The 19,650-nt window shown below is 35.5% G+C and carries 26 protein-coding genes; 25 read left to right on the forward strand and 1 reads right to left on the reverse strand.

Annotation, left to right across the window (positions count from 1 at the left end; all coding sequences use genetic code 11):
• The coding region (locus LMF89_RS02935; RefSeq protein WP_229533828.1) for a helix-turn-helix domain-containing protein at positions 1-243 on the reverse strand (243 nt) is incomplete at its 3' end.
• 219 nt (positions 244-462) lie between these two features.
• Between LMF89_RS02935 and LMF89_RS02940 the strand changes: the two genes are divergently transcribed.
• From LMF89_RS02940 to spoIVB, 25 genes are all read left to right on the forward strand, one after another.
• The gene (locus LMF89_RS02940; RefSeq protein ID WP_229533829.1) at positions 463-903 is read left to right on the forward strand and encodes a CD1247 N-terminal domain-containing protein; all 441 of its coding nucleotides are present in this window, start codon (positions 463-465) and stop codon (positions 901-903) included.
• Positions 904-1,074: 171 nt separating this feature from the next.
• A complete protein-coding gene (spoIIIAA, locus tag LMF89_RS02945) occupies positions 1,075-2,076 on the forward strand; it encodes a stage III sporulation protein AA (RefSeq protein ID WP_229533830.1) in 1,002 nt (333 codons plus the stop codon).
• Entirely contained in the window at positions 2,070-2,588 is a 519-nt protein-coding gene (spoIIIAB, locus tag LMF89_RS02950; RefSeq protein ID WP_229533831.1) for a stage III sporulation protein SpoIIIAB, read from the forward strand. The genes spoIIIAA and spoIIIAB overlap by 7 nt, the downstream gene beginning before the upstream one ends.
• A gap of 64 nt (positions 2,589-2,652) precedes the next feature.
• Entirely contained in the window at positions 2,653-2,850 is a 198-nt protein-coding gene (gene spoIIIAC / locus LMF89_RS02955) for a stage III sporulation protein AC (RefSeq protein WP_007934040.1), read from the forward strand.
• A gap of 12 nt (positions 2,851-2,862) precedes the next feature.
• Complete coding sequence (gene spoIIIAD / locus LMF89_RS02960) at positions 2,863-3,249, forward strand: stage III sporulation protein AD (protein WP_007934042.1); 387 nt, start codon at positions 2,863-2,865, stop codon at positions 3,247-3,249.
• Positions 3,250-3,261: 12 nt separating this feature from the next.
• Positions 3,262-4,422, forward strand: coding sequence for a stage III sporulation protein AE (spoIIIAE, locus tag LMF89_RS02965; protein WP_229533832.1), 1,161 nt, complete (start codon positions 3,262-3,264; stop codon positions 4,420-4,422).
• Positions 4,423-4,441: 19 nt separating this feature from the next.
• The gene (gene spoIIIAF, locus LMF89_RS02970) at positions 4,442-5,038 is read left to right on the forward strand and encodes a stage III sporulation protein AF (protein WP_229534015.1); all 597 of its coding nucleotides are present in this window, start codon (positions 4,442-4,444) and stop codon (positions 5,036-5,038) included.
• Positions 5,039-5,051: 13 nt separating this feature from the next.
• Complete coding sequence (locus LMF89_RS02975) at positions 5,052-5,657, forward strand: SpoIIIAG-related protein (RefSeq protein WP_229533833.1); 606 nt, start codon at positions 5,052-5,054, stop codon at positions 5,655-5,657.
• Positions 5,658-5,667: 10 nt separating this feature from the next.
• Positions 5,668-6,198: a SpoIIIAH-like family protein gene (locus LMF89_RS02980; protein ID WP_007953480.1), complete on the forward strand. Its 531-nt coding sequence runs from the start codon at positions 5,668-5,670 to the stop codon at positions 6,196-6,198.
• 125 nt (positions 6,199-6,323) lie between these two features.
• Complete coding sequence (locus LMF89_RS02985; protein WP_229533834.1) at positions 6,324-6,725, forward strand: Asp23/Gls24 family envelope stress response protein; 402 nt, start codon at positions 6,324-6,326, stop codon at positions 6,723-6,725.
• Between the two features lie 38 nt (positions 6,726-6,763).
• On the forward strand, positions 6,764-7,303 hold the full coding sequence (amaP, locus tag LMF89_RS02990) for an alkaline shock response membrane anchor protein AmaP (RefSeq protein WP_007953477.1): 540 nt from the start codon (positions 6,764-6,766) through the stop codon (positions 7,301-7,303).
• 41 nt (positions 7,304-7,344) lie between these two features.
• Positions 7,345-7,575 carry a DUF2273 domain-containing protein gene (locus LMF89_RS02995; protein ID WP_007934055.1) on the forward strand — a complete coding sequence of 77 codons (231 nt, stop codon included), beginning with the start codon at positions 7,345-7,347 and terminating at the stop codon, positions 7,573-7,575.
• An 83-nt stretch (positions 7,576-7,658) separates the two neighbouring features.
• Complete coding sequence (gene nusB / locus LMF89_RS03000) at positions 7,659-8,063, forward strand: transcription antitermination factor NusB (protein WP_007934056.1); 405 nt, start codon at positions 7,659-7,661, stop codon at positions 8,061-8,063.
• Between the two features lie 142 nt (positions 8,064-8,205).
• Positions 8,206-8,343, forward strand: coding sequence for a hypothetical protein (locus tag LMF89_RS03005; RefSeq protein ID WP_229533835.1), 138 nt, complete (start codon positions 8,206-8,208; stop codon positions 8,341-8,343).
• A 136-nt stretch (positions 8,344-8,479) separates the two neighbouring features.
• The gene (xseA, locus tag LMF89_RS03010) at positions 8,480-9,694 is read left to right on the forward strand and encodes an exodeoxyribonuclease VII large subunit (RefSeq protein WP_229533836.1); all 1,215 of its coding nucleotides are present in this window, start codon (positions 8,480-8,482) and stop codon (positions 9,692-9,694) included.
• Positions 9,681-9,947 (forward strand): exodeoxyribonuclease VII small subunit, encoded by a 267-nt coding sequence (gene xseB / locus LMF89_RS03015; RefSeq protein ID WP_229533837.1) that lies wholly within the window; start codon positions 9,681-9,683, stop codon positions 9,945-9,947. The genes xseA and xseB overlap by 14 nt, the downstream gene beginning before the upstream one ends.
• Positions 9,941-10,819 carry a polyprenyl synthetase family protein gene (locus tag LMF89_RS03020; RefSeq protein WP_229533838.1) on the forward strand — a complete coding sequence of 293 codons (879 nt, stop codon included), beginning with the start codon at positions 9,941-9,943 and terminating at the stop codon, positions 10,817-10,819. The genes xseB and LMF89_RS03020 overlap by 7 nt, the downstream gene beginning before the upstream one ends.
• 10 nt (positions 10,820-10,829) lie before the next feature.
• The gene (locus LMF89_RS03025) at positions 10,830-11,288 is read left to right on the forward strand and encodes a divergent PAP2 family protein (protein ID WP_229533839.1); all 459 of its coding nucleotides are present in this window, start codon (positions 10,830-10,832) and stop codon (positions 11,286-11,288) included.
• Positions 11,289-11,361: 73 nt separating this feature from the next.
• A complete protein-coding gene (gene dxs / locus LMF89_RS03030; protein ID WP_229533840.1) occupies positions 11,362-13,245 on the forward strand; it encodes a 1-deoxy-D-xylulose-5-phosphate synthase in 1,884 nt (627 codons plus the stop codon).
• Positions 13,246-13,250: 5 nt separating this feature from the next.
• Positions 13,251-14,063 carry a TlyA family RNA methyltransferase gene (locus LMF89_RS03035; protein ID WP_229533841.1) on the forward strand — a complete coding sequence of 271 codons (813 nt, stop codon included), beginning with the start codon at positions 13,251-13,253 and terminating at the stop codon, positions 14,061-14,063.
• Positions 14,064-14,182: 119 nt separating this feature from the next.
• Entirely contained in the window at positions 14,183-15,052 is an 870-nt protein-coding gene (locus LMF89_RS03040; protein ID WP_229533842.1) for an NAD(+)/NADH kinase, read from the forward strand.
• The gene (gene mnmM, locus LMF89_RS03045; protein WP_229533843.1) at positions 15,039-15,632 is read left to right on the forward strand and encodes a tRNA 5-(aminomethyl)-2-thiouridylate-methyltransferase MnmM; all 594 of its coding nucleotides are present in this window, start codon (positions 15,039-15,041) and stop codon (positions 15,630-15,632) included. The genes LMF89_RS03040 and mnmM overlap by 14 nt, the downstream gene beginning before the upstream one ends.
• Positions 15,610-16,062: an arginine repressor gene (gene argR, locus LMF89_RS03050; protein ID WP_007934069.1), complete on the forward strand. Its 453-nt coding sequence runs from the start codon at positions 15,610-15,612 to the stop codon at positions 16,060-16,062. Before mnmM ends, argR begins: the two co-directional genes overlap by 23 nt.
• 18 nt (positions 16,063-16,080) lie before the next feature.
• Complete coding sequence (gene recN / locus LMF89_RS03055) at positions 16,081-17,796, forward strand: DNA repair protein RecN (RefSeq protein WP_229533844.1); 1,716 nt, start codon at positions 16,081-16,083, stop codon at positions 17,794-17,796.
• A 237-nt stretch (positions 17,797-18,033) separates the two neighbouring features.
• Positions 18,034-19,392, forward strand: coding sequence for a SpoIVB peptidase (gene spoIVB / locus LMF89_RS03060; RefSeq protein WP_229533845.1), 1,359 nt, complete (start codon positions 18,034-18,036; stop codon positions 19,390-19,392).
• The last annotated feature ends 258 nt before the right edge of the window (positions 19,393-19,650 follow it).

A 19,650-nucleotide genomic window follows, 5' to 3' on the forward strand; every position in this document is an offset into this window, starting at 1 on the left:
TCCTTTTCCACTCAGATAGTCATTAACCGCATTCATCTTTAACGTTTTTGAATAACTTCGGTTCTTGGTTTGATTAAGCAATCCGATAGGACCTTCTGCTTTATATATTCGCACCCATCTCTGCACACTTTGGTAGGCTACGTTTGCAATTCTTCCCGCTTGTCTAATGCCAATTTTGCCATTCAGGTATCGTTCAACAATTTTTACTTTTTCTACTGGATCAATCTTACTTTTTCTAGACATAGAAATACCCCCATACAGGACTTTTATATTTCAGTGTCCTATATAGGGGTAGCATATCAAAGAATACAGTTTCTTTTTTAATTCAAGAGAGTAATTATTTGTATAAAAATAATTTTAAAGAAGCAATATGATAGTTTAAAACAGCAAGAATGAACTATTTAAAAAATGGGTATAATGACAATATCGTAATAACTATACTTTAGAGGGGGCTTTATGTCTATGGGAAATATTAAAGAACGAGTAGCTTATTTACAAGGATTAACACAAGGGCTTAATGTCAATGAGCGTTCGGCTGAAGGGAAGTTGTTAATAAATATTATAGATGTCCTTGATGATATGGCAGAAGAATTTAATAATATTCAAATGGTACAAGAGGATTTAGAAACATATGTAGAAAGTATGGATGATGATTTAACAGATTTAGAAGATGAAGTTTATGAAGACATTGATAACGAAGAATTAGTGGAAGTTCAATGTCCCTCCTGCCATGAAACAGTTAGCTTTGAATCTAGCTTATTAGAATCTGATGATGATCTGGAAGTTTCATGTCCTCATTGCGGTGACATCGTATATGATAGCACTTTAGAAATTGAAGTCAGTGATAATGGTAATAGACAAGTTAATTCTGATTTTAGATATGGCATTCATCCAGGAATTTGATATTAAAACGTACACATAGTTTTCGGCGATGTAGCAAGAAGGACAAACCTTCTTGCTTCTTACTTTTTAATTATACCAACAAAAAAAAAATCTCGAATATCGAGATTTTTTTTATTGTTGGTATAATTTTCTTTTCGCACCATATCTATGTAAAGAAAGGAAGTAGTAGATATGACTGATAATAAAAATATTTTGATCAAAAAGATATTAGAACAATCAATTTATCCAGTTTTACCTGAACAGTTAATTTCCATGATTAGTGCCGTATCTCTAGAGCACCTGAGGGATTTGACGGAAATCCGTTTACGAATTAATCAACCCTTATTACTTGTTTTGGGAAATCAGGATATTACGGTAAATCCCATGGGAAAAGTTGTTGTGAATTATAATGAAGCATACTTATGTAATCAAGATGATATTCAAAGAACATTGCAGCTTATGAGTAAAAATTCATTATATGCTTTTGAGCATCAACTAAAAATGGGCTTCTTAACAATTGATGGTGGACATAGAATCGGATTGACAGGACAAGCAATTATTGATGCTGGGGAGGTCAAAACACTAAGAAGTATCAATGGTCTTAATATTCGTTTAGCAAGAGAAGTAAAAGGCTGTGCTGATCAAATTATACCCTATATTATTACAAAAGAAGGACAGGTTTTAAATACTTTAATTATTTCGCCGCCTCGTTGCGGCAAAACAACTATTTTGCGAGATTTAATTCGGCAAATTAGTATGGGATCTAATATATATAAAGGTTTACCGGTGGGGGTTGTTGACGAGCGCTCAGAGATAGCAGCCTGCAAAAGTGGCATTAGTACAGTTGATTTGGGCATCAGAACAGATGTACTTGACAATTGTCCCAAAGCAATGGGCATGCTTATGTTAATTCGTTCCATGTCACCTGCGGTTGTAGCTACTGATGAATTAGGAAGAGCCGAGGACATACATGCTGTACGTGAAGCTTTGAATGCTGGTGTAAGTGTAGTAACAACAGTTCATGGTAAAGACCTTAGCGAATTATTACATAGGCCCTACGTCGGAGAGCTGCTAGAAAATAAGTATTTTCATCGATATATTCTGCTAAGTGATGACCCTCGCGTTGGTACAATTAAGAAAATTATAGATAGTAACAATAATAAAATCTTATGGGAAGGAGCAAAAAAATGTTGAAATTGATAGGCAGCCTTTTAGTTTTGCTCGTAAGTTCATATATTGGATTTAAAATGGCATCTCGTTGTCAAGAAAGGCCTCGTCAACTCAGACAAATCATAACTTGTGTTGGATCATTGAGATCCCATATAATTTATTCCTGTTTACCTTTACATGAAGCTATCGCAAATTCTACGAATGGTATATACGGACCAGTAGCTGAATTTTTTCAACAGGTTGCTAATTTATTAGAAAAGAATGCTTCCCTTACACCTCAAGAAATTATTAAAAAAGTGTTAAGCGAGATGGAAGGAAGTCTGATTTTAAAAAGACCAGAAATTGAAGTACTCTATGTTTTAGGGGGAAATCTAGGCGTTATGAACTGTAAGGAACAAGAAAAATATCTGTCTTTAGTCATTGAGCAATTAGAACGATTTGAAAATGAGGCAACACGATTACGGGATCTCAATACAAAGATGTATAGATATTTGGGCATATGTGGAGGATTAGCGATTGTAATTATTCTGGTTTGATATAAATATTTCCATTAAAAAGATCTGCAAATTACATATATCGTGAGTGTGAAGGGGGAGGAAAATGGGCCTGGATATATTATTTAAAATTGCTGGTGTTGGAATTCTGGTTTCTGTTTTTCATACAGCACTAAAGCAGGCAGGTAAAGAAGATATGGCACATTTATGTACTTTGGCTGGATTTACTGTAGTATTGCTTTGGGTTGTACAATTATTGGGCAAGTTATTCAACACTGTACAGGATGTTTTTAAGCTATTTTAAGGGGTGCAGGGTGTGGAAATTATTCAAATAGTTGGGTTGGGGTTTATTGTAACCCTACTTATCTTAATCATTAAGCGAGAAAAGCCTGAAATTGCTGTGCAGTTAAGTTTAACCTTAGCAAGTATTATTTTTCTGCTAATACTTACTAAAATAACAGTTGTGTTAAATTTATTTCGTGATATGGCGGAAAAGGCTAATATTAGTCAAATGTATTTAAATACTATTTTAAAGATTATTGGCATTGCCTATATTACAGAATTTGGTGCTCAGGTTTGTCGAGATGCGGGCGAAGGAGCCGTAGCAGGTAAGATTGAATTTGCTGGTAAAGTAATGGTGATGGTAATGGCCATTCCGATTATCGCTTTAGTAATGGATACTATTGTGAGATTGATTCCATAAGGTGGTATATAAATGAAAATCTGCGTATTAATTATAATCTTGTTGCTGGTCAATACCATAACTGTTATGGCTGTTCCACTAAGTAGTTCTGAAATTGAGCAACAATTACTAGAAACCATATCCACTGATCATGTGAATCAATTTATTAGCAAAGTGAATCAAGAACTCAATGGCGATATACCGTTATTAACAAGTGACACTATTCACACAATAGCTACAAATGGCATACATGTCAGTTGGCAAAGCATGTGGCAAGCACTGGTTCATAATTTCTTTCGTGAAGTTACGTTGAATACTCATTTGATGGGAAAACTATTATTTTTGGCTGTATTGTGTGCCGTGTTAAAAAATTTACAAAATTCATTCGAACAATCAAGTATATCTATATTATCGTATAGTGTTTGCTTTATTTTTATGTCATCGATTGCACTTACTGCATTTTATAATGCTTTAAAATTAGCTAGCCAAACAGTAGAATATATGGTTGGATTTATGGAATCCTTATTACCTCTTCTAATTTCCCTATTGGCAGGCGTAGGAGCTTTAACTTCTGCGAGTTTATTTACACCGTTAATGTTATTTGTCATAAGTAGCATGAGTGTGATTGTAAAAGACATCGTTTTACCACTGTTATTTCTAACAGCTGCTCTTGAATGCCTAAATTATTTATCAGATACATATCGTCTAAGTAATCTATCCGGCGTTTTAAAGCAGTTAAGTATGATTGTTCTTGGTTTTTCTATGGTAATTTTTATTGGTATTATTACCATTCAAGGTGCAGCAGGCAGCATTGCTGATGGTCTTGCTCTACGGACAGCCAAGTTTGCAACGGCAACCTTTATTCCAGTTGTGGGAAAGATGTTTGCTGATACTGTGGAACTCGTTATGGGGGCCTCTTTATTATTAAAAAATGCTGTTGGAATTTTTGGCGTTATCGTAGTATTTATGATTTGTGTCTTTCCTATTATTAAATTATTATCTTTAATCTTAGTTATAAAAATTTCTGGTGCACTAGTACAACCTTTAGGCGACGAAAAAATGGCAAAATGTCTTGATGCAATGGGAAATAATTTGTTACTGGTTTTTGGTGCAGTATTAACAGTTGCGCTAATGTTCTTTTTAGCAATTACTATGATTATTGCTGCAGGTAGTGCAGCTATGATGCTAAGGTAGGTGTGTTTTATTGCTTACAATGTTAACGGATTGGATTAAAAATATTATTTTTGTTGTATTATTTGCTTCATTTCTCGAATTACTGTTACCAAGCAGTAGTATGCAACGCTTTGTAAGAGTAATTATGGGGTTATTTATAATGTTGGCAATATTGAATCCAATCATTGGTGCAGTGCAGCACTTGACCTCCAAAGATCAACTCCCTACTTTTGCTGCAACTTCTGGAGACTTGAATGTCATAACAAATGAAGTAAACCATGTTACTAATGATCGCAACGCTTTATCACTTGAACTATATAAGAAAGAATTAAGTCAACAAATTAGAATTTTAGTTATGGCGATAGATGGCGTGGCTGATGCGAATGTAGTGGTAGAGATTAAGAAGGACAATGCGAGTACGTTAGCAATGGGGGTTAACCATATTATCGTATATGTTAAGCCTGGTATATCTACTAAAAGTGAAAAAATAGTAAGTATAGCAAAGGTTAAGATTGATAAGGAATTTAATAAAACAGAAGAAACACATACAGATTTAAAGCAAAGAATTACAGACATGATCATGGAACTATATCAGATTCCAAAAGAAAAGGTAGAAATAAAAATGTTGTATTCATAAAGGAGTGTTGACCATGAGTAGTATGGAAAGCTTTCTCACTTATACTAAAAAAATATGGCCTAAACAATTATTAAAAGATGGGGTTATAAACACACGTTTAATTTGGCTAGGGCTTCTAGGAGTGATCTTATTGGTGATGGGAGGAGTGATTGATCGTCAAACCGTAAATCCTAGTCCAAAGGTTAGCAATGAACCTTTAAAAGTCCCTGCAGCAGCTAATCTTAGTTATGAAGAAGCTGTAGAGGGAAAGCTAACACATACGTTGTCTCAAGTAAAGGGTGCTGGAACCGTTGTTGTTAATATAACTTGGGAAAATAGTACCACTCAGGAACATGCCAGAAATATAACCAAGGAAAGCAAAATCATTCAAGAAAAAGATACTGCAGGAGGAGTGCGTAGTACGACTGAAACAAAAGAAAGTACACAAATTCTAGTCAGTAAAGAAAACAATATGGACCGTCCAGTTCTTGTTAGAGAAATTAAGCCAATGATAAAAGGAGTGCTGGTTATTGCTGATGGTGCATATGATTCAAATATAAAGGCTATTTTAACAAAGGCAGTTGAAGCAGGCCTCGGTATTCCTTCTTACAAAATTACCGTATTAGCTCAAAAAAAGTGAGGAACATATTATGAAAATATTTACCTTCCACAAAAAAAATAGATATGTTGTATTTGCTGCTGTATTAATGGTTAGTATAGTTATAATGATGGTAATAGCCAATATTGAATCAATGCTGCAAGCAAAGGTTAATCATTCTAATGCTATGCAAGTTGCGACTATGAGCGTTGCGGATCCTCTTATACCAGCTAGCAGCCCTGATTTTTTTATCGAATATCGATTAGAAAGAGATAAAATTCGTAGTGAACGCTCGGATTTATTACGAGAAAGTATTAAAAATGCCAAAACGGATGATAGCAGAAACCAAGCACAAGATACTGTCTTGAAAATGATTGCAGAAAAACAAAAGGAAGCGGAAATGGAGAGTCTAATCAAATCCCGTGGCTTTACAGATGCTTTAGTATTCGTAAGAGAAAATTCAGTAAGCGCAGTTATAAAAACCACTTCACTTTCTCATGAAGAAGTTATTCAAATAGCTGATGTCATTACAAGGATATCAGGTGTAAAAGCCGAAAATATATCAATTAGTGCTAAACCTTAACATAAGTTTGAAATTTATTTTGTCCTAAATTGTAAAGAAGGAAAATATTTGTTATAATAATATAGTTATAGAAAAGTTATTACCTGTCATATGGTATTATAATTTTTTGGAATGGGGGGTTGTTAGTGGATAAACGAGATGACAATGAAAAGTTTGAAAACAACGATGTTGGGTCAATTCGAATTGCTGATGAAGTTGTAGGTATTATTGCTGGCATGGCAGCTACTGAAGTTTCTGGTGTAGCTGGAATGAGCGCTGGTTTAGTAGGCGGCATTGCAGAAATGCTTGGTAAAAAAAACTTAGCAAAAGGTGTTAAAGTAGAGGTTGGCGAGCGTGAAGCCGCAGTGGATTTATACATAATTGTAGAATATGGTGTACGTATACCTGATATAGCATTAAGAGTGCAGGAAAATGTAAAACGCGGTATTGAATCTATGACAGGATTAGATGTTGTAGAAGTAAACGTTCATGTTCAAGGTGTTGGATTTGGTCAAGACGGTAAAGAAGAAGATCTTCGTGTGCGTTAAAAGATATGTTGTAGCAGCCGCCTAGAAAGGAGTAAGGTATGGGAATTTTTGATCGTATCATCTTATCTATTTACACATTGTTGTTGGCACTTTTATCATTGGGCGTAGTGTTGCTATCTGTACGCCTTATTTCTTTGGAATGGGTTTGGACAGGCATTTTACATATTAACGGCCGATGGGAAGCCGGTTTGCTGGGGATGGTGTTTTTCTTGGTGAGTCTTCGATTATTATTGGCAGGAATTCGTACTCGCCGTGTAAAAGATACGATTGTACATCATACAGATATGGGTGATGTACATATATCTCTTGAGGCCATAAAAAATTTAGTCGAAAAAACTGCGAGACACACGCGTGGTGTACGTGGAGTGAAAGTTCGCGTTAACCATGATGGACAAGGATTAAAGGTTGTCTTAAAAGCTGTAATCAGTCCAGAAAATAATGTACCAAATGTTTCAGAAGAATTGCAAAAGAAAGTACATGAATATATAAAGAATACAGTTGGAGTTCAACTAGTTGATGTCCAAATAATAGTTGAGAATATATCTAATGATTTTAAGAGTAAACAGCGTGTAGAATAATACAATATAACCATGTTCTAGTAAAAGAAAGGAGCAGGAATATGAAAACCGAATTACTAGCAGAAATATGGCAGCATCATAGCGGTAAGATTACAGGAATGTCTATAGGACTATTGGTTGGTGTATTTATTCTTGTATTTGGTTTTTTCAATACTATGTTTGTAATGATATGTATGATGGCCGGTTATATTGTCGGTAAGCGGATTGATGAGAAAGAGGATATTATGGATATATTAGGAAGGTTATTACCTCCTGGATATCATCGACAATAGAGTTTATAAATAGAATAGACGAATCACATAATTTAAATATGATAGGAATACTTTAGAGTGAAGCAATAGAAAAGAGGTAATTTATGAGTCGTAGAAAAGCCCGGGAAATGGCACTTCAGACTTTATTTCAATTAGATTATAATAGTAAGGGTAAAGATGAAGCATTAGAAATCGTACTAAGTGAATATAGTAATATAGCTGAAAATACCAAAGAATACGCAGAAAATCTCGTTAGTGGTACTCAAGCACATATAACAGAAATTGATACTCTTATTGGTGAAATATCAAATGAATGGAAAATCGATCGTATGCCTGGAATTGATCGAAATATTGCTAGAATAGCCATTTACGAAATGCGTTTTGGAAATGAGGCACTACCGCCTAATGTAGTTATTAATGAAGCTGTTGAATTAGCCAAATTGTTTGGTACAGAGGAATCCAGCCGTTTTGTTAATGGCATCTTAGGGTCTTTAGTGAAGAAAAAGTAACAAAAGTGGCTTATATATAGTTCTACTTGCCCTTAAGATATTAGTTTTTTGTAGACAATTACTGATCTTGGTTAATGGTACCATTCTATATTCCTTTGCATATGATACATAAAAAAATCATATGTGAAGGGAGGCTTTTATCTTGGGGTATATATTATTAGGAGCAACAATTGGTGCAATGATAGGCTATCTCATTCCTCCAGGGAGCTTTTTCTGGTTTATATTAGGTGCAGCTAGTGGATATATAGCACGTCCATATATCGATCAGCGCCGATATTGAAGGAGACTACCCAGACTTTTGTCTGGTTTTTTTTGTACTCTTGTTATATGATAAAGAAGACTTAATTTATGCAGTGTTCCTATCTTTCATCAAAATATTTAAAGCAATAAATTACATTTTCAAGCAAAGGTGATTTATGAATATCTTTAGTGTAAGTGAAATTACAAAATATATAAAACAACTTTTTGAATATGATTCTAAAGTTAGTTCTGTATTCATACGTGGAGAAATATCAAACTTTAAGAAACATTACTCTGGCCATTGCTATTTTACGTTAAAAGATAGCAATGCCACAATTAAAACCGTAATGTTTAAAAGTCGCGCCCAATTTTTAAAATTCGAACCTAAAGATGGTATGAAAATAATTGTTGGGGGACAAATAACAGTATTTGAGCGAGATGGGCAATATCAGTTATATGCGAATCAATTAGTACCTGACGGCATTGGAGAGTTAAGCTTGGCTTATGCTCAGCTTAAAGAAAAACTCGAAAATGAAGGCTTATTTGCTGATGCGCTAAAAAAAGACTTGCCTGTATTGCCTAAAGTTGTAGGTATTCTTACCTCAGCTACAGGCGCAGTAATAAAAGATATTATGATCGTAGCAAAGCGGCGGCATCCAGGAATTTTATTGAAACTTTATCCTGTGCAGGTACAAGGACCAGAGGCGCCTATGCAGATTGTACATGGAATTGAAGTCTTTAATGAGTTGAATAACGTAGACGTTATTATTGTCGGGCGTGGTGGTGGCTCTATTGAAGAATTATGGGCATTTAATGATGAAAGAGTGGTACGGGCCATTGTTGCATCACAGATTCCTATTGTATCAGCCGTAGGTCATCAAACGGATTATACTTTGGCAGATTTTGCTGCTGACCGCAGAGCAGCTACTCCATCCCAGGCGGCAGAATTTGTTGTACCAGATGTTAGAGAATTGTATAAATATGTATCAACCTTGCATAATATGTTAGAAAGTAATATACGTAATGTATTACAACATCATTTCAGACGACTTGAACAATCTACTCTGAATAGAGTTTTTACCTATCCTTATGAAGTGTTAGCAGATCGGCAGCAAACCTTAGACAATTGTATGCAACGCTTAGAGCAGGCAATAAAGGTAATTGTTCGAGATAAAAAACATACGTTTACGATTACTGCAGAAAAATTAGCGATGCTTAATCCTCTGGCTGTATTAGCGAGAGGTTATAGTATTGTACATACTTTAGATGGTCAGGTGGTTAAAAACACTGCTGCATTGCAACCCGGCCAAACGATTGAGATTATGTTAAATCGAGGAAGGGTAGAAGCTGAGATAATTCATATACAGGAGGAGCATCATGGTAAGAGCTAAGAAAAAGGAAGACCAGTATGAAATTAGTTTTGAACAAGCTTTAGAAAAGCTAGAGGCTATTGTTAAACAATTAGAAAAAGGTGAATTGCCTTTAAATGAGTCTTTAGAACATTTTGCTGAAGGTATAAACTTATCAAAAAATTGTTTGCAGAAATTAAATTTTGCGGAACAGCAAATTGATAAAATTTTATCAGAAGAAAAGGGGAAAATAATAGAAAGGCCTCTACAATTACAGGAGGACGGTTCATGTTAAAACAATATTGTCAAGAAAAAGGTAAGATTGTTGACCATGCATTGGCTGCATTTGTTCCTAGTGAAAATGTATATCCACCAAAGATTTTTGAAGCGATGCGCTACAGTTTATTTGCTGGTGGCAAACGATTGCGTCCCATTCTACTTATGGCTGCTGCTGATTCCATAGGTGGAAAAGGTAGTGATTATCTAAATGTAGCTTGTGGCTTAGAGATGATTCATACTTATTCTTTAATTCACGATGATTTACCAGCAATGGATGATGATGATTATCGGCGGGGAAAATTGACCAGTCATAAAGTTTTTGGTGAGGGCATGGCAATTTTAGCTGGTGATGGATTATTAACTGCAGCCTTCACGGTTATGCTTGCTCAACCTGGAGTTCAAGCAGATGTGTTAATAAAAGTAGTTGGAGAAATCAGTAATGCAGCTGGTGCTTTGGGGATGATTGGAGGACAAGTAATCGATTTATCTTCCGAGGGAGAAAAAATTGACATTGATACTCTCAGTTATATGCACCAAGCGAAAACGGGAGCTTTATTTAAAGCGGCTGTAAGAGCCGGAGCGCAATTAGCCGGTGGAGAAGAGTGGCAGGTTGCATCATTAACCGAATATGCTAAGCAGTATGGTCTGGCTTTTCAGATTACAGATGATATTTTGGATGTGACAGGAACGCAGGAGAAAATTGGTAAACCTGTTGGAAGTGACGTTAAAAATCATAAAGCAACCTATGTTACCTTATATTCTTTAGGTGAGGCTCAAGATATGGCAAATCAAGCTGTAACCAATGCTCTACAAGCATTAAAACAGTTCGGCCAGGAAGCAGATATTCTAAGAGAGTTGGTAAGGGCTTTATTAACACGCGATAATTGAGGTGTTTGTTGTGGCAGATTTCATTGTTATCCTTGGACAAAATATTATATTGGCCACCGCTTTGTCTGCTTGGTTTTGTGCTCAGATACTCAAGACTTTGACTTCTTATTGGAAACATGGTGCCTTAAATTTTGAACGTTTAGTTGGAGCTGGCGGAATGCCTAGCTCTCACACAGCATTGGTTATGAGTTTGGCCTGGGCTGTAGGACTTCATGATGGTTTTACATCTTCCTTATTTGCGGTAACCATTGTATTAGCAAGTATTGTAATGTATGATGCCGCTGGAGTACGTAGAGCTGCAGGAAAACAAGCCAAAGTGATAAATAAATTAGTACGTGAACTCCGAGCAGAGCATACGATTCGTGATATTCGATTAAAAGAATTATTAGGACACACTCCACTAGAAGTATTAGCAGGTGCTATACTGGGAATTTCAATAGCCTACGGTTTTAAGAATTTCGTAGGTTAATTACTGCAATAGTAAGAAAAATAATATTGTAAATTCATAAATTGTGGATTACGGGGAACGGGGGTTGTTATATTTGAAGACAATACTTGAGGCCATTAACAAGCCCCAAGATTTAAAAAAATTATCACATGAACAGATCAAGTTGCTGGCAGAGGAAATACGCCATTTTCTAATATGTTCTGTTTCAAAAACAGGAGGACATTTAGCGCCAAATTTAGGCGTCGTGGAATTAACTCTTGCGATACATAAAGTATTTAATAGTCCGATTGATAAGATCGTCTGGGATGTTGGGCATCAGTCCTATGTACATAAGGTTTTAACAGGCAGACGAGATGGATTCGCGACTTTACGCCAATTTGGCGGTATTAGTGGCTTTCCGAAAATTAGTGAGAGTGTACATGATTTCTTTGGCACAGGACATTCAAGTACTTCTATATCTGCTGCTTTGGGAATGGCGCTTGCCAGAGATATTGCAGATGATAAGGAACATATACTGGCCGTTATCGGTGATGGCTCACTAACTGGAGGACAGGCATATGAGGCATTGAACCATGCTGGTCATACAGGTACTAATATGATCGTTATTCTTAATGATAATGAAATGTCAATTGCTAAAAATGTGGGCGCTATGTCAGAATATTTGTCCAAAATACGAACAGAACCTAAATATACAAAAATAAAGCAAGACATCGAATTCTTATTGCGCCGCATCCCTGCAATTGGTGAAAGTGTAGCAAAAACAGTAGAACGTGTTAAAGATAGTTTACGCTATCTATTAGTCCCTGGTGTTCTTTTTGAAGAATTAGGATTTAATTATATCGGTCCCATTGATGGACATAATTTTGAACTATTAAGTGAAGTACTAGAAAAAGCTAAAAAAATGCAGGGACCAATACTCATTCATGTTCTTACTTGCAAAGGAAAGGGATATAAACCTGCCGAATGTAATCCTGATAAATTTCATGGTGTTGGTCCCTATTGCATTGAATCTGGCGAAGTTATAAAAAATGGGAATACACCAACCTATACTGCTATTTTTGGCGAGACACTACTTCATTTAGCCAAACAGGATAAGCGGATTGTTGCAATAACAGCTGCAATGCCAGAAGGAACGGGACTTAAAAAATTTGCAGCTGAGTTTCCCAAACGTTTCTTTGATGTAGGTATTGCGGAACAAAATGCTGTTACTATGGCAGCGGGTATGGCTACCAAAGGAATGAGACCAGTTGTAGCCTTGTATTCTACCTTTGCTCAAAGGGCATATGATCAAATCTTACATGATATTTGCTTGCAGAAGCTTCCTGTATTATTTGCTTTGGATCGTGCTGGAATCGTAGGTGAGGATGGGCCGACACATCATGGATTATTTGATTATAGCTATCTACGGCATATTCCTAATCTAACAATTATGGCACCTAAAGATGAAAATGAGTTACGGCATATGGTATTCACCGCACTTAATACGAATGGACCCGTAGCGATTCGTTATCCTAGGGGAAGTGGATTAGGCGTACCGATCGATCAATCATTGCAACAACTTACAATTGGCGTTGCAGATGAAGTGAAAAATGGCACAAATGTAGCATTTTTAGCGGTTGGTTCTATGGTTGAGACCTGTATAGAAGCAAGAGAAATTTTAGCTTCAGAAGGTATATTGGCAAGTGTTATAAATGCTAGATTTATAAAGCCGCTAGATGAACAGATGATAAGAAAGGTGTGTAAAAATTTTGTAATCATCATTACAGTTGAAGAAAATGTTTTAGCTGGTGGTTTTGGCTCTAGTGTATTGGAATACATACATGATCAAAACATTGGTGGTGTAAATGTTTTACGGCTAGGATTCCCAGATCAGTTTATAGAACAAGGTGCACGCAAGCAAATTTTAGCAAAATATGGATTACATGCAGCCGGCATTGCTTCTACTGCAAAATCATATGTCCAAAAAATTAAGGTGTGATGCTAATGGGTAAAATCAATAAAGAACGATTAGATGTTTTACTACTACATAAAGGCCTAGTTTCCAGTCGGGAAAGAGCTAAATCCTATATCATGGCAGGCTTAGTTTTTGTTGATGGACAAAAGATAGATAAAGCAGGCACTTTAGTACCCGTTGAAAGTAAGATACTGATCACAGGAGATAATATTGGCTATGTTAGCCGAGGTGGCTTGAAGCTTGCCAAAGCTTTGGAGTATTTCAATATAAATCTTAAAGACAAGATTATGGCTGATATTGGTGCTTCTACGGGCGGATTTACAGACTGTGCCTTGAAGAATGGTATTCAGAAAGTTTATGCTGTTGATGTTGGTTATGGACAATTAGCCTGGTCCCTTCGAACGGATAGTCGAGTCATTAACATGGAGCGTACTAATATCCGAAATGTGACCTTAGAGCAGTTAGGAGAAACCTTAGACTTTGTTTCAATTGATGTAGCATTTATATCTTTAACTAAAGTACTGCCGGTTATCAAACCGTTATTGTCTTCAGATGGTACCGTTGTCGCTTTGATTAAACCACAATTTGAAGCTGGACGTGAAAAAGTTGGCAAAAAAGGAGTCGTTAAAGACCCTTTAGTGCATAAGGAAGTTATTTTTAATATTATTGAGCATGCATGTACTGTTGGTTTTATGCCTCTTGGTCTTACTTATTCTCCTGTAAAAGGACCTGAAGGAAACATAGAATATCTTGTTTACCTATCAAATTTTCCAGCAGATATAAACGTTACGCTTGAGACGATTGAAGAGGTTGTAAAAGAAGCTCATGCTAATGCAGTATAAAATTTAAAATATAACAGAGGAATTGACCATTTATAGGTGAATTCTATAATAGAGATACATTAGGGCAGGCGATTTTATATCACCTGCCTATGGTGTACTTAATTAATGGGGGATTGCTTGTGTTGACAGTAGGTCTATTTCCTAATATTAATAAACAAAGTGTTGTCACCGTACTAATCCAAGTGATACAGCATTTGCAAAAACGCAATGTGCAGATAGTATTACTTAAAGATGTTGCGGAGAAAATTGGCTATCCAGAATTAGGCTGTAGCCAGCAAGACATGATAAAAAAAATAACTGTAGGCTTAACGATAGGTGGAGATGGGACGTTATTAAACACCGCAAGAGAAATCTCTGCTATGGGTATACCTCTTTGTGGAGTTAATATGGGCAGGCTTGGATTCTTAACAGAGATAGAACTTCCTGATTTGAATGCATCATTAGATAAGCTTATTGATAGAAAGTATCAAATTGAAGAGCACTTAATGTTAGATGCAATGATTCTTCGCCAAAATAGACTCATTCATGTATCATCTGCTCTTAATGATGTTGTTATAAGTAAAAGTGGTGTCTCACGCATGATTAAGTTTAATGTATCTCTAGATAATGTACTAACCGCAAATTATGCTGCTGATGGCTTAATTATTGCTACAGCTACTGGCTCTACAGGATATTCTTTATCCGCTGGCGGTCCAATCATTAATCCATTATTAAAAGTTATGGTGTTAACACCTATTTGTTCTCATACATTGCATGTTAGACCATTAGTTGTTTCTGAAAAAGAGGAAATTAAAGTTGAGATGACAGGAAACCAAGAAGATGTCGTTCTAACTATTGATGGGCAAACAGTATATAGTTTAATCGCAAATGATACAGTACTAATAAAGCAATCTCCTTTTAGTGCTCAATTTATACGTTTGAATAACAGAAGTTATTATGAGACCTTACGGATAAAATTGTGGCGGAGTGAGAAAAATGCAAACCTTTAATGCTATAAAATTGGCACAACAGTTATTAAGTGATAAAGTAAATAGGGCCAAATTTTTAGTAGATACTACAGCTGGTAATGGAAAAGACTCTTTATTCCTAGCACAAAACTCACCTATAGATGCGATGGTTTGGAGTTTTGATGTTCAACAAGCAGCAATTATAAAAACAAAAGAATTATTGTCGAAATATAGTTTAGATGATAAAGTAAAATTGATAATAGACAGTCATGCAAATATAGATCAGTATTTTAATAGAAGAATTGATGTAGCTATGTTTAATCTTGGGTATTTACCTAACGCTCAGCACAAGATTACAACGCAATGTCAATCTACAATAGCGGCTTTACAAAAAATACTAGGCTTACTCTCTACAGGAGGGGTAATTTCTATCATAGCTTACTCTGGTCATCAGGAAGGATATCTGGAAAACAAAGCAGTACAGGAATTACTTACATCATTGCCTTCAAATATCTTTACGGTTGGCTGTTGGTCAATGATAAATCATAGTAATAACCCACCAATATTATATATAGTTGAAAAAATGAGGGGGGAAGCATATGAAAGTACGGCGCCACAGTAAGATTAAAGAAATTATTGAAGATAATGTGATTGAAACCCAAGAAGAATTAGCTGTCGCATTACGTAAACAAGAAATTGAAGTCACTCAGGCTACGGTATCGAGGGATATTAAAGAATTAATGCTTATTAAGGTGCCTGCAGGTGATGGACGTTATCGCTATGCTTTTCCTGTAGAACAAAATGCTGCATTTTTGCAACCTCGTATGGAACGTATTTTCCAGGACTCTGTTGTTGATATCGACTATAGTGAAAATATTATTGTTATAAAAACCTTGCCTGGAACTGCTCAAGCAGTCGCTGCGGCCATTGATAATACAAAATGGCCTGATATTATTGGTACAGTAGCCGGTGATGATAATATTTTGGTTGTTGTTAAACCGACTGATGCTGTACCTAAGGTAATTGCAAAATTGCAGACATTATCACAGTAGTGTTAGGAGCGAATTAATGTGTTAAAATCATTGACTGTTACTAATTTTGCATTAATTGAACAAGCCGTGGTGGAATTTGATGAAGGGTTAAATATACTAACTGGAGAAACAGGCGCAGGAAAATCGATCCTAATTGATGCTTTAAGTATCATTTTAGGAAATCGAGCTTCTGTTGATTCGATTCGAACAGGCTGTGATTTCTTTAGAGTTGAGGCAGTATTTGATATTTCTAAATTAACTTCTATTTATAAAATAATCGATGAGCAAGGCATTACTCTTGAAGATGATGCAGTAGTAATTATTAGCCGTCGTTTCTCTAGACAAGGTAAAAATAGCATTTTAATTAATGGCTGTCATGTTACCGTAAATACATTGCGACAGATTGGTGAAAAACTTGTTGATATGCATGGTCAACATGAAAATCAAGCCTTATTACGCCCAGAATCTTATTTATTCCTACTAGATGCTTTTGATGAAAAAATTAAAATAGAATTGGAAGAGTATCGTCAAATATATCAAAGGTGGCTTGAAGTAATAAAGCAGCAAGCAGTACTTGAACAAAACTCTCGAGAAAGAGCTCAACGCATTGATATGTTAAGTTGGCAAACCAAAGAAATAGCGTTAGCCCAATTAAAACCCGGTGAAGATGAGGAGATTGAGCGGCAAATCCCCGTATTGGCAAATGTTGAGAAAATTACAACTGCAGTCAATCGGTCCTATATTTTATTGGAACAAGGTACTGCTGGAGTACAAGGTATTTTACCAGCTTTGGCTGAAGTGAAGCATGAATTAGAAGTGATTGCCCGTTATGATAATCGCATACAGGAACAGTTAACTGCTGTAAGTGATGCGTTATATCAATTAGAAGAAAGCTGCACCGATTTACGTGTATATGGTGATGAAATTGATTTTGATCCTCATAAATTAGTTACATTACAAGAACGTATGGATGTAATTTATAAATTAAAGAAAAAATATGGAACAACCATTATAGAAATATTGCAATATTACGAAAAATCTCTTGCTGAGCTGGAAGATATACATAATTATGATCAGACAATCGCTAACTTAAATCAACAACAAAAGACTTTAGAAGAGAAGCTAAATTCTTACTGCGAAAAACTTCATGCTCTAAGGAAGCAATCATCTAAGATATTATCAGAGCAGATCAGTAAACATTTAGCGGATTTAGGAATGACAAATGCGACATTTGATATTAAAGTCATACCTCGTCCAGATTTTACTTTTCATGGTGCTGATGAAGTAAGTTTCTTATTTTCTGCCAACCTTGGTGAGCAAACTAAACCGCTATATAAAATTGCGTCTGGTGGAGAACTTTCCCGCATTGCTCTAGCAATAAAAACAGTTTGTGCATATCGTGATGCTGTTGGTATTATGGTCTTTGATGAAATTGATGCAGGAATTGGCGGACAAGCTGGACATATGGTAGCCGAAAAGGTAGCTAAAGTAGCTTGTGCCAGACAAGTATTGTGCATTACTCATTTGCCTCAGATTGCTTGTATGGCTGATCGCCATGTGTATATAAAGAAACAAATTGAGGGTGAGAGGACAAATACAATCATTACGGTTCTCACAAAAGAGGAGCAATTATTGGAATTAACGCGAATGATTTCAGGCAATGAGATTACACCAATTGCATTGGAAAATGCGAATCAAATATTTAAATCTGCATTGATAAAAAAAGAAAAATGGAAAAATAAAGCGCAAGCATAAGCTTGGGCTTTATTTTTCGCTGAATTAGCTGAAAATCAGATTTCAAGAGATTATACGCTGTTAATTGAGAATAATCGCTTTAAAAAACGGGAATGTTTAAAGTTAGAAGAGAAAGTGATAAGTAATAATTTGATAATTTGCTGTAAATTCCAGACCTTTTCAAAATGCGTAACTTGAAAGATAACTGAATTTCTTATGATAAATTTAGCACTAGATGAAAAGGGGGAATGCAAAAACATGAGGAATAGTAAGTGTCGTTCCTTCATGGGAATATGTATTGCAGCGTTAATTATTGCATTTAGTTTTTCACCACAATTTCGTACTGTTTATGGATTACCGCCTCATATGCGCATTATTGAAGGAGAAGTCGCGTTATTTAATGTTAATTTTCCCTTAACCCTCACGATTCATCCAGATTTAGAAAAAAATATCAAAGAAGAATCTCCTTTATCAAAGTATGCATTGTCAAGGTCAGTCTTTTTAGAAAGTTTAAAGCTAGGAAAATCTACTGTTGAGTTTAAGCTTTTAGGTATAATACCCATACGAACCGTACAAGTGGATGTACTGCCGCCCATTGAATTAGTACCTGGAGGGCATTCTATCGGTGTTGTGTTGCATTCTCGCGGAGTCATTATCGTTGGACATTCTCCAGTTCCAATTGGTAATGAAGAATATGTAACTCCAGCTAAGGATGCAGGTATTAATATTGGTGATGTTATTATGAGTATTAATGGTATTTCCGTTCAAAGCGATAGCCAAGTAGCCGAAATTATTGATAGCAGTGGTAAGGAAAAAGAACAACTCGATATTTTATTGAAACGTGGAGAAGAACAAATTCATATTAACTTAGCACCAATATTATGTAATGATACCAAAAGATATAGAATTGGCTTATTTGTACGTGATAGTGCAGCTGGAGTTGGAACATTATCGTTTTATGATCCCAAATCCCATGCTTATGGTGCTTTAGGGCATATAATTACAGATAGTGATACTAATCAGCCCATTGACTGTGAACAAGGAAAGATCGTATCTGCATCAGTATCGGGAATACAGCATAGTAAACGTGGTCAACCAGGAGAAAAGATCGGCATTTTTATAAACGAAGATCATTTGTTAGGTAATATTGATAAAAACACAAAATTTGGAATATACGGAAAATTAGTTGACGAAGTTCCAAATGAGCTTTATTCTGAAGCAATACCAGTAGCTTCTATGAATCAAATTCAAACAGGTTATGCAGAAATATTGACTGTAGTAGATGGACAAACCATTAAACGTTTTAGTATTGATATCCAGAAAGTGAACTTACAAGAAGCTCCAGAAGGTAAAGGACTCGTTATTAAAGTGACGGATCCTGTATTATTAGAAAAAACAGGTGGAATCGTGCAAGGCATGAGTGGCAGTCCAATTATTCAAAATGGTAAGTTAGTAGGTGCAGTGACTCATGTATTTGTCCATGATCCAACTAGAGGATATGGATGTTTTATTGAATGGATGTTAATTGAAAGTGGAATCGTACCTAAAGCAGGGAAACAATCTGCCAGAAAACTTTTTACGTTTTCTGGTTTTTTCTTTTATAATGAGACTGTGTAATATATAGCTTTATTATTAAAAAATAAATCGAGAAATATGCAATGATCGTAATTTTGATCGAACTGGACGAATTTTGATGCGTAAAGGGAGTAAATAATTATTTAAGAACTTTTCACATCTGCTATTTTTTATAGAATTAATTTCGATTTTTAACAGAAATTTGATACATAATGATTTTTTCTGTAAAATTTCATAAAAAATGTAAATTTCTATCAATAAATAATAAAATATAAATGTATTTTTTTTCCAAAAGAGGAA

It is taken from the genome of Pelosinus baikalensis, assembly GCF_020819555.1.
In the GTDB taxonomy this organism is placed as follows: Bacteria; Bacillota; Negativicutes; order DSM-13327; family DSM-13327; genus Pelosinus; species Pelosinus baikalensis.